The 15,045-nt window shown below is 43.4% G+C and carries 12 protein-coding genes; all 12 read left to right on the forward strand.

The features are described 5' to 3' along the window. The first annotated feature begins 39 nt into the window (after window positions 1-39). The 12 genes from ispE (at window position 40) to yabN (ending at window position 15,021) form a co-directional block, all read left to right on the forward strand. A complete protein-coding gene (ispE, locus tag AC1TO9_RS23505; protein WP_482057735.1) occupies window positions 40-894 on the forward strand; it encodes a 4-(cytidine 5'-diphospho)-2-C-methyl-D-erythritol kinase in 855 nt (284 codons plus the stop codon). Window positions 895-972: 78 nt separating this feature from the next. Next, the gene (gene purR, locus AC1TO9_RS23510) at window positions 973-1,800 is read left to right on the forward strand and encodes a pur operon repressor (protein WP_482057708.1); all 828 of its coding nucleotides are present in this window, start codon (window positions 973-975) and stop codon (window positions 1,798-1,800) included. A gap of 208 nt (window positions 1,801-2,008) precedes the next feature. After that, entirely contained in the window at window positions 2,009-2,302 is a 294-nt protein-coding gene (gene spoVG / locus AC1TO9_RS23515; protein WP_482057707.1) for a septation regulator SpoVG, read from the forward strand. A gap of 111 nt (window positions 2,303-2,413) precedes the next feature. Then, window positions 2,414-3,808: a bifunctional UDP-N-acetylglucosamine diphosphorylase/glucosamine-1-phosphate N-acetyltransferase GlmU gene (glmU, locus tag AC1TO9_RS23520; RefSeq protein WP_482060674.1), complete on the forward strand. Its 1,395-nt coding sequence runs from the start codon at window positions 2,414-2,416 to the stop codon at window positions 3,806-3,808. Window positions 3,809-3,850: 42 nt separating this feature from the next. Continuing rightward, complete coding sequence (locus AC1TO9_RS23525; RefSeq protein WP_482057705.1) at window positions 3,851-4,804, forward strand: ribose-phosphate diphosphokinase; 954 nt, start codon at window positions 3,851-3,853, stop codon at window positions 4,802-4,804. Window positions 4,805-4,912: 108 nt separating this feature from the next. Then, window positions 4,913-5,473: an aminoacyl-tRNA hydrolase gene (pth, locus tag AC1TO9_RS23530; protein WP_482057704.1), complete on the forward strand. Its 561-nt coding sequence runs from the start codon at window positions 4,913-4,915 to the stop codon at window positions 5,471-5,473. Window positions 5,474-5,551: 78 nt separating this feature from the next. Then, the gene (locus AC1TO9_RS23535) at window positions 5,552-5,782 is read left to right on the forward strand and encodes an anti-sigma-F factor Fin (protein ID WP_482057703.1); all 231 of its coding nucleotides are present in this window, start codon (window positions 5,552-5,554) and stop codon (window positions 5,780-5,782) included. 180 nt (window positions 5,783-5,962) lie between these two features. Continuing rightward, a complete protein-coding gene (mfd, locus tag AC1TO9_RS23540) occupies window positions 5,963-9,487 on the forward strand; it encodes a transcription-repair coupling factor (RefSeq protein ID WP_482060675.1) in 3,525 nt (1,174 codons plus the stop codon). Further along, window positions 9,474-10,550: a peptidylprolyl isomerase gene (locus AC1TO9_RS23545; RefSeq protein WP_482060676.1), complete on the forward strand. Its 1,077-nt coding sequence runs from the start codon at window positions 9,474-9,476 to the stop codon at window positions 10,548-10,550. Before mfd ends, AC1TO9_RS23545 begins: the two co-directional genes overlap by 14 nt. A 177-nt stretch (window positions 10,551-10,727) precedes the next feature. Next, the gene (gene spoVT / locus AC1TO9_RS23550; protein ID WP_482057700.1) at window positions 10,728-11,270 is read left to right on the forward strand and encodes a stage V sporulation protein T; all 543 of its coding nucleotides are present in this window, start codon (window positions 10,728-10,730) and stop codon (window positions 11,268-11,270) included. A gap of 322 nt (window positions 11,271-11,592) precedes the next feature. Further along, window positions 11,593-13,269 (forward strand): putative polysaccharide biosynthesis protein, encoded by a 1,677-nt coding sequence (locus AC1TO9_RS23555; RefSeq protein WP_482060677.1) that lies wholly within the window; start codon window positions 11,593-11,595, stop codon window positions 13,267-13,269. Window positions 13,270-13,506: 237 nt separating this feature from the next. Then, entirely contained in the window at window positions 13,507-15,021 is a 1,515-nt protein-coding gene (gene yabN, locus AC1TO9_RS23560; protein ID WP_482057698.1) for a bifunctional methyltransferase/pyrophosphohydrolase YabN, read from the forward strand. Window positions 15,022-15,045: the final 24 nt, after the last annotated feature.

Here is a 15,045-nt window from a genome sequence, read left to right on the forward strand (position 1 = left end):
AAGTTATTACGAGCGAAAACTTAAGGGTGGGTGAGCGCCATAAAAACCTATGAGAAAGCACCAGCAAAAATTAACTTAATGCTGGATGTATTACATAAGCGTCCTGACGGTTATCATGAGGTAGAAATGGTAATGACGATGGTCGATCTGGCAGATCGTTTAGAGATGGTTGAATTACCTAGGGACACAATCATTATTTCGAGTCAGGTGGGGTATATCCCACTTGATGAGAAGAATCTGGCCTTCCAAGCTGCTCGACTAATCAAAGATCGGTATGATGTTAAGAAGGGCGTTCATATTCATTTGGACAAGAAAATACCAGTGGCGGCAGGACTAGCTGGGGGTAGCAGTGATGCAGCAGCCACGCTTAGGGGCTTGAATCGCCTCTGGGAGCTTCATATTCCAATTCAGGAGCTACAACAGTTGGGAGCGGAACTTGGCTCTGACGTCCCTTTCTGTGTAACTGGTGGGACGGCGCTTGCTACAGGTAGAGGAGAAGTGTTACGCCCTATTCCTAATCCTCCACAATGTTGGGTTATATTAGCCAAACCGCCTATTAACGTATCGACACAGGAAGTATATACTCGGTTGAACAGTAATCAGATATCGAGGCATCCGTCAGCATCTGGTATGATTGCTGCCATCCAATCGGGGAGCTTCCACGAGGTTTGTGGTCAACTTGGCAATGTGCTAGAAGATGTTACACTTAAGTTACATCCTGAAGTCCAACAATTGAAAGAAGCTATGATGAGGTTGGGTGCTGATGGAACTCTAATGTCTGGCAGTGGTCCAACGGTGTTTGGGCTAGTTTCGAAAGAGTCGAAAGTACCTAGAATTTACAATGGGCTACGAGGATTCTGTCGTGAGGTATATGCTGTTCGTTTATTAACCTAACCTTCACAACTCTTGTGCAAAGACGTATGAAAATGGTATATTCTATATATAATATCCGGATTTAGCGAGGAGTATTTCGTGAAAAAATTAAAACGAAGCGCACGACTAGTAGAAATGACACAATATCTGTTAAACAGACCACATATATTGATTCCTCTCACCACGTTTGCAGATCGTTATGGAGCTGCCAAATCCTCTATTAGTGAAGATTTGGGCATTATTAAAGAGGTGTTTGAGGATGAAGGGATAGGAGACCTTCTAACCTTCGCAGGAGCAACGGGCGGAGTGAGGTTTATTCCTAAGATGACGAAAGAGCAAGCGCTGATGTATGCACATAATTTATGCGCTCAGCTAGAGCAGCGAGATCGGATTTTACCAGGTGGATATTTATATATGTCCGATTTACTGGGAGAGCCATCGCTCATGAACGAAGCGGGCAAAATTTTTGCAACAGCATTTGCAGATAAAGAGATCGATTGTGTCATGACGGTAGAAACGAAGGGTATTCCTTTGGCCTACGCTACAGGAGCACAGCTTAACCTGCCCGTTGTACTCGTTCGCCGGGATCATCAAGTGACGGAAGGATCAGCAGTAAGTATTAATTACGTATCTGGCTCACACAAGAGTATTCATACGATGTCCTTATCTCGCCGTGCTTTAAAGGATAAATCAAAAGTACTTATTGTGGATGACTTTATGAAGGCTGGTGGCACCATTCAAGGGATGGTCGATTTGTTAGCTGAGTTTGATGCAGAGGTAGCTGGTGTTGGTGTATTGGTAGAATCCGAGGCTGTGGAGACGGAAGAACGATTACTACATGATTATGTGTCCATTGCTAAATTAACAGCTATGGATTTCAAAAGTAAACAAATTTTAGTTAAACCAGGTAATTATTTTGAATCATAAATCTCTTCCGAGAATTGAGAAATTTGTCGAAACAAAGGGTCAAATCTAGGTAGTCTTAGAGTGAAAAATGAAAAAGACTGTCGAAATATATATATTTTTTTGAAATTCCTGTTTTTAGGATATTTTTTCAATAAAAATAAAGGATTTTCGTTTGCTGTGTGGAATTATACACCAAGTCTCTGTATGGAAAAAGGTGGTGAACACACACATGCAAATTACGGATGTCAGACTTCGCCGGGTAAACTCCGAAGGAAGAATGAAAGCAATCGCATCCATTACCATTGATAACGAATTTGTTGTTCATGACATTCGGGTTATTGATGGAAATAACGGAATGTTTGTTGCAATGCCGAGCAAACGTACTCCCGATGGGGAATTCCGCGACATTGCGCACCCAATCTCTTCTGGTACTCGGGAGAAGATTCAGTCTGCTGTATTGGCTGAATACGAACGTGCCGCGATTGAAGAGGAACAAGAGGACGCGATTGAAGAAGGTGCTTAAGTTTTACTATTGGGGTTTGAAGAAAAGAGAGCCATAACTATGGCTCTCTTTTCTTTTTACCTAGAATGAGATATATTCAGTAGTGAGTTTAAAAGCAGGAGGTTAAGACCCTTGAAAAGAATGGCTATAATTCTTGCTGCAGGTCAGGGCAAAAGGATGAAATCCAAATTATACAAAGTACTTCATCCTGTGTGTGGGAAACCAATGGTAGGACATGTACTGGATACGGTAAAGCAGGTCAACAGTGAGCGAGTGATTGTGATCGTTGGCCATGGTGCCAAAGCCGTGCAAGCCTTTCTTGGGGACGCTGCAGAATATGTGCTTCAAGAGCAACAGTTAGGAACAGGGCATGCAGTTAAGCAGGTTGCACCTCTACTAAGTCATGAGACAGGCTCTACGATAGTGATTTGCGGAGATACACCCTTAGTTACACCGGAGACGCTAGAAGGACTTATGCAGTTGCATGAGAGCAACCAAGCAGCAGCGACGGTATTGACTGCCCAAATGGATAACCCTAAGGGGTATGGACGTGTTATTCGTGGAGAAGATAGTAACGTACTACGGATTGTGGAGCAAAAGGATTGTTCGCCACAAGAAGATGCGGTACAGGAAATTAATACAGGTACGTATTGTTTTGACAATGCTAAATTGTTCGCAGCACTTGAGAAGGTGACGAATCAGAATACACAGCAGGAATATTATTTAACAGATGTGATTGGTATTCTGGTGAACGCTAACGAAACGGTTCTCGGATATATCACAGATGATGCTTCGGAATCTATTGGTGTAAATGATCGACTAGCGCTTTCTGAAGCAGAAGGATTTATGAGAGAAAGAATTGCAAAGCGTCATATGTTGAATGGTGTAACTATTATTGATCCATCTTCGACGATCATTGGCGCAGATGTAACCATTGGTTCGGACACCATTTTGTTTCCAGGAACGATCATTAAAGGATATACTGTTATAGGTGAGGATTGCGTCATTGGTCCAAACAGTGATATTGATTCTTCGGTGATTGCTAATAGCGTAATCGTTAAGCATTCCGTTCTCGATCATGCTGAGGTAGGTATGCGAACAGCGGTGGGCCCTTTTGCGTATTTGCGACCAGGATCTAAGCTCGGTGAGGACGTTAAGATTGGCGATTTTGTCGAGGTGAAGAACTCTGTCATTAGTAATGGATCCAAAGTATCTCATTTAAGTTATATTGGAGATGCTACGATTGGGAAGAATGTCAATGTTGGCTGTGGTGCGATCACAGTGAATTACGATGGGTACAATAAGTTTATGACAGAGATTGAAGATGACGCTTTTATAGGTAGTAATGTCAATCTAATTGCACCAGTTAAAATTGGTAAGGGGGCTTTTATCGTGGCAGGTTCAACGATAACAGATTCCGTTGGTGAGAATGATATGGCGATTGCGAGACAACGGCAGGTAAATAAACCTGGATATGCAGAGAAAATTCGTAATCAGGCTAAAGATAAGAAGAATAAAGATGAATAGTAGACAAGAATTCAATGAATCCGCACGGAGGGTTTTTATTTTATGACTTATTGTGATTCCAAACTCAAAATATTTACTTGTAACTCTAATCCCAAGCTTGCTAATCAAATTGCGGATTATATCGGCATTCCTATGGGGGATTCCCATACGACAAGTTTCAGTGATGGCGAAATTCAAGTCAAATTGAATGAAAGTGTTCGGGGCTGTCACGTCTATATTGTGCAGTCTACTTGTGGTCCGGTGAACGACAACCTGATGGAACTATTGGTCATGGTTGACGCTTTGAAGCGCGCTTCTGCGAAGAGCATTAATGTGGTTATTCCTTATTACGGATATGCCCGGCAAGACCGTAAGGCTCGTTCTCGTGATCCTATTACTGCCAAATTGGTAGCTAATCTGATTGAGAAGGCTGGGGCTCATCGTGTCATTACGATGGATTTGCATGCTATGCAGATCCAAGGATTCTTCGATATTCCTGTAGATCATATGTTGGGGGTTCCGATTATAGCCCAATACTTCCGATCATTACAGATTGAGAATCCAGTTGTGGTCTCACCAGATCACGGCGGCGTTGTTCGTGCAAGAAAATTGGCTGATTTCCTCAATGCACCGCTTGCTATTATTGATAAGCGTCGTCCTGAGCCTAACGTCAGTGAAGTCATGAATATTATTGGTCATATTGAAGGTAAAACAGCGATATTGATTGACGATATTATTGATACGGCAGGTACGATTGTACTTGGTGCTAACGCACTGATGAAGGGTGGAGTAAAGGAAGTCTATGCATGCTGCACACACCCTGTATTATCAGGACCAGCCATGGAACGACTTGAGAACTCTCCACTGAAAGAAGTTATCGTAACAGATACGATTCCGATTAAACACTCGAACCTAAGTAACAAAATCAGAGTACTGTCAGTAGCTCCTCTGATGGGTGAGGCTATCATTCGTGTCCATGAAGAATTGTCGATTAGTAAACTGTTTGAGATTGAGTAGTAAAGTAGAACATAAGCACAGGGTTATATCTCCTTACGTAAGGAGATATAACCCTTATCGTGCATTGTGTTGTAGTATCAATAAAGTTTGATGGAGGATATATACCCAATGAAATGGATTGTAGGACTTGGGAATCCAGGTTCCACTTATGACAAGACACGACATAACGTAGGATTTATGGCGCTAGACGCCTTAGCCGCGAGACATGGTATTACTTTTGGACCGAGTAAATGTAAAGCACGAATAGGTGAGGGGCATATTAACGGATCAAAGGTCACCCTCATCAAACCGTTAACCTACATGAATCTTTCAGGGGAATCTGTCCATGCATTTATGAGTTATTATAAAGCAACATTGGAAGATCTCGTGGTTGTTTATGACGATTTAGATACGACAGTAGGCAGAATTCGGTTACGATATCAAGGTAGTGCCGGTGGACATAATGGGATTAAGTCGATTATCCAGCACACAGGAACACAAACATTTAACCGAATTCGAATGGGGATATCCCGTCCGGATCCAGGGTTTGCGGTCGTAGATTATGTACTGTCTTCCTTTGCTAAGAAAGAGAAGGAATATGTGCTCCAGATGATTGATCATAGCTGTGATGCTATGGAGTACAGCCTTAATCATTCTTTTGAACAGACGATGGCTAAGTATAATGGTTAGAATGATGAATGCTGGAGAGGCTAAATAGAATTAATTCAGGGCATAATGAAGGTATAAATAACCTTCAGGAGGCATAAAATGGCTATAAAGTACATCTGTCGACACTGTCAAACCTTACTTGGAACCATTGACTCAACGACGGTAACTGAGTCGCAGCTTGGGCTCCATTCCTTGACCCCCGCAGAACGCCAAGATATAATAGCGTATGATTTAAGCGGCGACATGACGGTTACAGTCACTTGTGAATATTGCAATGATGCGCTGACAAGCCATCCCGAATTAAGTTTATTAAGTAGTCCACTTCAGTGAAGTTTTTGTAAAGTTAAGTAAATGAAATACAGCCTAAGACTTACGTTTACCGTCTTGACGGCGAATTGATCGTCGTTACAGGGCCTTGGCAGTTTGCTGAGGCTTCTTTTGACGGTAAGAAAAGGGAAGTAACGCTACACAATCTAGAGATAAAAAGTAAGTATAAGAGAGGTGCCACCTTTGCTACAAGCACTTATAGAATCCTTTTCTAAGGACCCTGATTTAAAATCTATTGTTTCTGGAATTTCGGTAGGTATGAAGGAACAGCTCGTCTCTGGATTATCTGGATCAGCAAGACAGGTTATGATGGCCTCACTATATACTGAGGTTAAACGCCCCATGTTAATTGTGACTCACAATATGTTCTCTGCACAGAAAATGGCTGACGATTTACAGGAAGCGCTTTCGCCTGATCAAGTATTACTCTATTCAGCACATGAGTTAGTTGCAGCTGAGACGGCAGTATCCAGTCCCGAGACGCTGGCACAACGTATTGATGTATTGATGAAATGCGCACAAGGGTTCACGGGAATTGTTGTAGCCCCTTTTGCGGGTGTAAGAAGGCTTCTACCTGCCCCAGAAGTGATGGCTAATGCTCAGATAGCAATCCAGTGTGGAGGTTCCGTGCAACTGGATTCTTTTCTTATGCGCATGATTGAGATGGGATATGAGCGGGTTGAACGTGTAGAGAACAAAGGTGAGATGAGTATTCGTGGTGGTATTATGGACTTCTATCCCATGACCTCACCACTGGCTTACCGTGTAGAATTATTCGATGATGAGGTTGATTCTATCCGTACGTTTGATCCAATGGATCAGCGTTCTATTGATAAAGTTAACAAGGTTGTGATAACACCATGCAAGGAGATCATTGCAGATTATAGACGGCTAGAGCAAGCGGCTGATGCATTAGATGTTCTATTGGTACAACAGCTAGATAAAATGGCAGATCGTCAGGCTAAGCTGCGCCTCCAAGATGAGATGAGGCGTGAGATCGATATGTTGCGTGAGCATGTGTATTTCCCTGAAATATATAAGCACATATCTTTACTGTATCCAGAGAAGTGCCATTTATTTGATTATCTTCCAGATGATACAATTCTAGTTCTTGATGAACCTACTAGATTGCTAGAAACCGCTAAGCAGCTAGAACGGGATGAGTCTGAATGGAATTTACACTTGATGCAGCATGGTAAAATGCTACCTCAATTAGCATTATCTATTGAAAATGAGGAAGTCATTTATAAACGTCGATTCCAGACGTTATTTCTCTCCATATTTCTACGGCAAGTACCGCACACACAGCCTCAGAACATACTGAATATTACCAGTCGTGGAATGCAGGACTTCCACGGTCAAATGAATGTACTCAAATCTGAAATGGAGCGTTGGCAGAAGACGGGTGTTCGTGTCATGATGCTAGCCAGCAATGAAGAGCGTATGGAGCGCATGCGTCGCGTGCTACTTGATTATGGTATCGATGAGCCAACGATGCTTCAGGGGAACCTACAGACGGGGTTTGAATTGCCTTCGATCCAATTAGCTGTCATTACAGAGGGCGAGATGTTCTCCCAGAAACAACGTAAAGTCCGTAAATTAAGTAAGAGCCTTGATAACGCTGAGCGCATCAAAAGCTATACAGAGCTCAAGGTCGGCGATTATGTTGTGCATCAGAATCATGGAATAGGTAAATATATGGGGATTGGCACCTTGGATATTAACGGTATTCACAAGGATTATTTGCATATCCTTTATGCCGGGGGAGATAAGCTGTCCGTTCCGATTGAGCAAGTTGATCTTATTCAGAAATATGTAGGCTCAGAAGACAAAGAACCGAAGGTTTATAAGCTAGGCGGTAATGACTGGATACGTGTCAAGAATAAGGTTCGTTCTACGGTACAGGATATTGCGGATGATTTGATTAAATTATATGCAGAGCGTCAATCTACGCAGGGTTATGCTTTTGAAAAGGATACACAGGAACAGCAAGAATTTGAAGAAATGTTCCCGTACGATGAGACTCGAGATCAAGTGAGAGCGATTGAAGAGATCAAGGAAGACATGGAACAGGCTCGACCTATGGATCGATTGCTCTGTGGTGATGTGGGTTATGGTAAGACAGAAGTGGCTATCCGCGCAGCTTTCAAATCTGCCATTGAGGGTAAGCAGGTTGCTGTATTAGTCCCAACGACAATTCTAGCTCAGCAGCATTTCGAGACATTTAAGGAGAGATTCTCTGGATATCCTCTTAATATTCAAGTGCTGAGTCGTTTTCGCTCCCGCAAGGAACAGAACGAAGCGATCAAGGGAATTCGGCAGGGGACTGTGGATATCATTATCGGTACACATCGATTGTTGTCACAGGATCTCATATTTAAGGACTTGGGGCTTGTTATTGTAGACGAGGAGCAACGATTTGGCGTCACGCATAAGGAGAAGCTGAAGAAGCTCAAGACGAATGTGGACGTATTGACATTGACTGCTACACCCATTCCACGAACACTCCATATGTCCATGCTCGGCGTTCGGGATTTATCCGTTATTGAGACACCGCCTGAGAATCGCTTCCCCGTACAGACCTATGTCGTAGAGCACAGCCATACGCTAGTTCGCGAAGCAATAGAGCGCGAGCTTGCTCGTGGTGGACAGGTGTATTATTTATACAATCGAGTGCAGGGGATACAAGAGATGGCAAGTCAGATCACAGCGCTTGTACCTGAGGCTAGAGTAGGTGTAGGACACGGCCAAATGAATGAGTCCGAGCTTGAGAAGACGATTCTTGATTTCTTGGATGGTGAATATGACGTATTGGTTAGTACAAGTATCATTGAGACCGGTGTAGATATACCTAATGTGAATACGCTAATTGTACATGATGCTGATAAAATGGGGCTATCCCAGCTCTATCAGCTACGGGGGCGTGTGGGTCGTTCTAATCGTATCGCCTATGCCTATTTCACGTACCAGCGCGATAAGGTATTAACAGAAGTTGCCGAGAAGCGCCTGCAGTCCATTAAAGAATTCACGGAGCTTGGATCAGGATTTAAGATCGCTATGCGGGACTTGTCTATTCGCGGTGCAGGTAATTTGCTTGGAGCGGAACAACATGGGTTTATTGCTTCGGTCGGTTTCGATCTATATTCGCAAATGCTTGCAGAAGAAATCCAGAAACGAAAAGTGACGATGTTAGGGGAGGAAGCTGCACCAGAGAAGGTGTGGAATACACTTATTGATATCGGCATAGATGCTTATTTGCCAGCTGATTATATTTACGATAGTATCCAAAAAATTGAAATCTATAAAAAGGTGGCAGCTACAGCTTCATTTGATGAGGTCTCAGAGCTTGAAGATGAGCTGATGGATCGATTCGGTGAATTGCCTGAAGCTGTCCTAAATTTGCTTACAGTTGCCAGAATGAAATTATACGGTAAAATGCTGGGGATCGAATCGATCGTGAAGCGTGGTGATGACATCACACTTAAATTTTATGCCGGCCAAGAGAAGGCAGTGAATCGATCTGAGCTTGTGCGAATTGGAAATTCATTTGAAAGACGTGTACAATTTGAACAAGAGTCTGTTATGACCATCCGGGTGAAGGGTAAAGGACTTGGAGAAAAGCAGCTAATGGAACTTCTGGAACAATTCCTTGAAGCTATCCAAGAGCCGTTTAAATTAAAGGGGGAGCCTCAAAATGTTGTTAAATAAAAAGTCATGGAAGTTATTGTCCATTACGCTAGTAGCGGTATTGGCACTATCTTTGTTATCTGCATGCGGTAAGGATAATAAAGATGTTGTAGCTACTTATAAGGGCGGGGAAATTACATTAGCAGAATATAATGTTGGTATGAACGTCCTTACCTTCTTGTCACCGGAGTATGCTCAACTTGTAGAACTGGAAGATTTCAAGACGTATCTTGTGAATCAACAAGTGGCTTTTGAATATTTGAGTGCGAAGGCAAGTGAAGAAGCGAAGACGAAGGGCGGGCAAACCGCTACGGATCAGCTGACACAGATGAAAGCCAGTGTTGGGGATGAAATTTTTACACAGATGTTGGAAGAGAAAAAGTTAACGGAAGCCGATTTGAAGGGCTATCTTGAGCAAGTGATGATCTCTATGGAGGATATGACTCTCAAGGTAAAGGACGAAGATGTAAAGGCACAATATGACTTGACGAAACAAGATTATACAATGGCTTCGGTAAGACATGTCCTGATCTCAACGACTGATGCTGAGGGCAAGGAACGTTCTAAGGAAGAAGCTTTAAAAATTGCTAAAGAAGTAAAGTCCAAATTGGATAACGGAGCCGACTTCGCAACGATTGCGAAGGAATACTCCGATGATCCAGGCTCTGTAGATAGCGGTGGTTTGTATGAGGATACTGCTGCAGGTAGATGGGTGGAAGAATTCAAGGAGGCTGCGTTGACCCTTCCGTTGAATACAATTAGTGAGCCTATCGAGACGATGCACGGGTATCACGTGATGAAGGTGGAATCGCGTACCGAGACGACATTTGACGAGCTAACACAAGAGCAGAAGGATTCTATTAAGAACCTGCTTGGATCCAATAAAATTGATGAGTTCATGACGAAGGATTTACCAGGTCTAATTAAGAAAGTGAAATTGCCGGAAACACCTAAGGCTGCGCCAGTAGAAGAAGAAACAACAACACCTGAAAATGGACAAGACTCCACGGAAACAGAAGTACCGACAACGCCTGATGCTAGTACAGATAAAGAGGATGTACCCGTAACGGAAACAGGCAAATAATTTCATGAAATAGCTAAGATGGAATTGCAATGATATGACAATATAATAATGTATGAATAAGGAAAAGGAAATGGTTGAATACTATGGTCAGATATCACATTGATTCATGGGATTCACCTTTTCCCCTTTGAAACAGTAGTTGAAAAATCTTCTTATGAAAGTGGGGCAACATGTGAAATGAAAGCTACTGGAATTGTACGTCGTATTGATGACCTAGGCAGAGTTGTTATTCCAAAAGAAATTAGACGCACACTGCGAATCCGTGAAGGAGATCCGCTTGAAATTTTTGTTGACCGTGATGGTGAAGTGATATTAAAGAAATATTCACCCATTAGTGAGCTTGGCAATTTTGCAAAAGAGTACGCAGAGTCATTGTTTGAAGGAACGGGTCATATAACGGTTATTTCTGATCGAGATACGTTTATTACTGTATCTGGAGGATCTAAGAAGGAGTATCTAGATAAACAAATTGGGGTACTTATTGAGAATTGTATGGATAATCGCAAGACATTACTGGAAACGAATCAAGGCGACTATGAAGTCTGTAAGGACCACCAAGAGACACTTTCATCCTTTGTCGTTGCACCGATTATATCGAGTGGTGATCCAATCGGGTCCGTTATCTTTATGAATAAAGATGAATCCGTGAAGATGGGACAGATGGAAGTTAAGATGGCTGAGACAGCAGCTTCGTTCTTAGGCAAACAAATGGAACAATAGAATATCTAAACCATCCAATTCCCGTTATCCTTCGTTCCGTTTCATGGAACAAGAGACGGGAGTTTTTGCGTATCGCTACTTTCAGCTATAATAGAGGTAGTTCAAGAATTCATCTTTTGATCACGAAGTGTATCAAGGAGTCTGTTCGACATCGAATATTGAATTCAGCCGGTCCTTCCGGTGCTCACGTAGGTATTACCTACGCTCCGCTCCTCAGTACCTAGCTTCAATCAATCTTCTCGGTGCTGAAAAGCTGAATTTTTGAACTCGCATTAATAGAGGTAGTTGTCTCCAAATAAGGACATAAAGTAGGGAAGAATCGATGAGGAAAACCAATACAGCTTCTAGAATCTTGCACGGAGCATTTATTCTGACGATAGCGAGCATTCTCTCGAAGTTAATTGGCACGTTACAGAAGATTCCTTTGCAGAATATAGGCGGGGATGCAGTGTTTGGGATTTATAACACCATTTATCCTTTCTATTCCCTAATGATTACCATCGCTATGGCGGGAATCCCAATCGCTATTTCTAAATTCGTAGCAGAGAATGAAGCCGCTGGAAACGCCGGAGAAAGCAGGAGAGTGCTTCGTCTATCTTCATTGCTGATTGGTTCGCTCGGCATTGCACTTGGAATCTGTACCTATATCGGTGCTCCAATAATTGCGCGTCTTATTGACAACTCTCATGTGGTTCTTGCTATCAGGTATGCTTCATTAGCCTTTTTGTTTGTTCCCATGATGTCATTGTTACGCGGATTCTTTCAAGGGCATCAGAATATGGTGCCTACGGCTATTTCACAGATTGTAGAACAGAGTGTACGTGTGAGTGTGATGATTCTGCTGCTATTGTATATGACCGCAAGACAAGCAGGGCCAGAGACGATTGCAGCAGGGGCATTACTTGGTTCGGCTGCAGGCGGGGCTGCAGGGTTTCTAGTCATGTTGGTATATTGGCGAAGGTATGTTACAAGGGTAGGGGCGCTGGATGCGACGGCGGGAACACAGTTAAAGGGGGCAGCTAGGGCAGCTCAAACGGTAGAAAGAACAACATCCGTGGAGAGCTCTTGGCGCCTCCTGAAGAGAATATTGGTGTTTGCCATCCCTATTTGTCTAGCTTCCTTGGCCATTCCATTAATGAGCTTAGTCGATACATTTACGTTACCCCGCTTACTCAAATCAGATGGATTTAGTGAGACAGGAGCGATGATTCAGTTCGGGGTCTATAATCGCGGCATTCCACTTGTTCAACTGGTGACCATGCTTGCGACGTCGCTCTCTGTATTATTCATTCCAGCACTAGCTGAAGCAAGAATCCAAGGAGATAGCATGCTTGTAAAGAGTCAGGTTCGTCTATCCCTTCGTTGGTTCTGGCTTATTGGACTTGCCGCGTCGGTAGGGCTATGCGTACTGGCCACACCGATCAACATAATGTTGTATCAGGATGCTACAGGCACGGATACGATGCGCTGGATCGCCTTTACGGCGGCGTTCAGTACAGTGAGCTTGATCTCTGCAGCGCTCCTGCAAGGCATCGGTGTGGTGAAGGCGCCTGCGGTGCATCTGCTCGTCGGCGCTGTAGCGAAGATACTGCTCAATCTGCTATTGGTGCCGCAGTTGGGCATCACTGGTGCCGCTATCGCTGGCGTAGCGGCACACGGCCTAGCTGCAGCGCTCAATGTTGCGCTGCTTGTCCGGAGCACTGGCTTGTCTGTTCGCGCCGGCGCTGTACTGGCCAAGCCGGCGCTTGTGCTTGCCGGCTTGGCCAGCGCCGCAGGCAGCGCCCAATGGGCGGCTGGTGTAACGCTAGCAGCACTTGGTCTCCATTCGGGGCGGCTAGTCGCTACGATTGAAGGTGTTAGCGGGGTCGTCGCAGGTGCGACCATGTTCGTGGTGCTCATCGCGCTTACGAAGTTGATCAGCGAAGAAGAGCTTCGTATGCTACCGAAGATTGGCCATAGACTGGCAGATCTACTCAAACAACTACACATCATGCGTTAGGGAATGGATAATAGAGGTAGTTCAAAAAGTCATCTTTTGATCACGAAGTATAGCAGGGGGCGTATTCGACATCGAATATTGAATTCAGCCGGTCCTTCCGGTGCTCACGTAGGTACTGCCTACGCTCCGCTCCTCACTCCCTATCTTCATTCAATCTTCTCGGTGCTGAAAAACTGACTTTTTGAACTCGCACTAATAGAACAATAGGCATTATATTATGATAGCGGGGGATGAGTGATGAGTTCCATATTGACAGTTGTAGGTTTAGGATCAGGAAACTCCGATAGGCTCACAGTAGGGATTATGAAAATATTACAGAACGCTTCAAGTGTATATGTGAGGACCAAAGAGCACCCTGTTATTTCAACGCTTGAAGAATGGAATGTGTCGCTTCAATCTTTTGATGAAGTGTATGAAACTTATGATTCCTTTCCTGAGGTGTATGATACGATTGCTAATCGATTGATCGGCAAGGCTCTTGAAGGTGAAGCGGGGACAGAAATTGTATATGCCGTTCCAGGTCATCCTATGGTGGCAGAGTCCACAGTACAACTGTTACGTGAACGTTGCCCCGAGCATGGTATTACATTACAAGTGTTAGGTGGAGAGAGTTTCTTGGATGAAGCCTTTACAAGACTTGGGTTCGATCCGATTGAAGGCTTTCAGCTATTAGATGCTGTGGGACTCAGTAGTATACTTATACAGCCACAGCTCCATACTTTAATTGGACAGGTCTATGACAGCTTTACGGCTTCGGAGGTGAAGCTAAGTCTTATGGAGGTCTATCCAGATGATTACATAGTTACTGTGGGTCATGCTTTGGGTGTAGAAGGACAGGAAAGCATTTTACATGTGCCATTATATGAATTGGATCGTGTAGAGGGATTCGGTAATCTTTCTCTAGTATATGTGCCTAAAAGTGATGAGGATCAGCTTCGACAACGTACATTTGAGCGACTGCATGAAATTGTCGGTATTCTCCGAAGCCCAGAGGGATGCCCTTGGGATCAGGAGCAAACACATGACTCGATACGTAAGAACCTTATTGAAGAGACCTATGAAGTGCTAGAGACCATTGATGAGGATGATCCAGAGCATATGCAAGAGGAGTTAGGCGATCTACTGTTGCAAATTCTCCTGCATTCACAAATGGAGGAGGAGAATGGAACATTTAACGTGTATGATGTTATTCAGGGCATTAATGATAAGTTAATATTCAGACACCCACATGTATTTGGAGATGTTGTTGCACGAGATGCCGAATCTGCTCTGAATAACTGGGAGAAGATGAAAGCGGAGGAGAAGCTGCGCAAAGGATTGAAATCGGAGAAGGTATCTGTACTGGACGGAATACCACGCGATTTACCAGCCTTGATGAAGGCGTACAAGCTACAGAAAAAGGCAGCAAAAGTAGGATTCGATTGGGATCACATTGATGGTGTATTTGCTAAAATTGAAGAAGAGTTAATCGAGTTACGTGAAGCTATTGAGCAGGGACAAAGTCGGGAAGAGCAAGTGTTAGAGCTTGGTGATTTACTATTTGCTGTTTCGAATGCAGCTCGGTTTATTCATACAGATCCTGAAGAAGCGTTATCGAAGACGAATCAGAAATTCACGCAACGATTTCATTTTATTGAGGCCTATTTACAAGAACAAGGAAGATCTATCGAAGATAGTACACTTATAGAAATGGAAGAACTATGGAGTATAGCAAAGACACAAATCGTCAATAAATATCAAAATCTGAACTAAAAATATAAAAAACTACAGCGTTAA

It is taken from the genome of Paenibacillus sp. Y916 (assembly GCF_056786435.1).

Bases quoted from the DNA above. Each gene is read 5' to 3' on its own strand.
- AC1TO9_RS23555 (WP_482060677.1), top strand. From the start codon at position 11,593: ATGAGGAAAACCAATACAGCTTCTAGAATCTTGCACGGAGCATTTATT.
- pth (WP_482057704.1), top strand. From the start codon at position 4,913: ATGAAATGGATTGTAGGACTTGGGAATCCAGGTTCCACTTATGACAAG.
- yabN (WP_482057698.1), top strand. From the start codon at position 13,507: ATGAGTTCCATATTGACAGTTGTAGGTTTAGGATCAGGAAACTCCGAT.
- AC1TO9_RS23545 (WP_482060676.1), top strand. From the start codon at position 9,474: ATGTTGTTAAATAAAAAGTCATGGAAGTTATTGTCCATTACGCTAGTA.
- spoVG (WP_482057707.1), top strand. From the start codon at position 2,009: ATGCAAATTACGGATGTCAGACTTCGCCGGGTAAACTCCGAAGGAAGA.
- spoVT (WP_482057700.1), top strand. From the start codon at position 10,728: ATGAAAGCTACTGGAATTGTACGTCGTATTGATGACCTAGGCAGAGTT.
- AC1TO9_RS23525 (WP_482057705.1), top strand. From the start codon at position 3,851: ATGACTTATTGTGATTCCAAACTCAAAATATTTACTTGTAACTCTAAT.
- AC1TO9_RS23535 (WP_482057703.1), top strand. From the start codon at position 5,552: ATGGCTATAAAGTACATCTGTCGACACTGTCAAACCTTACTTGGAACC.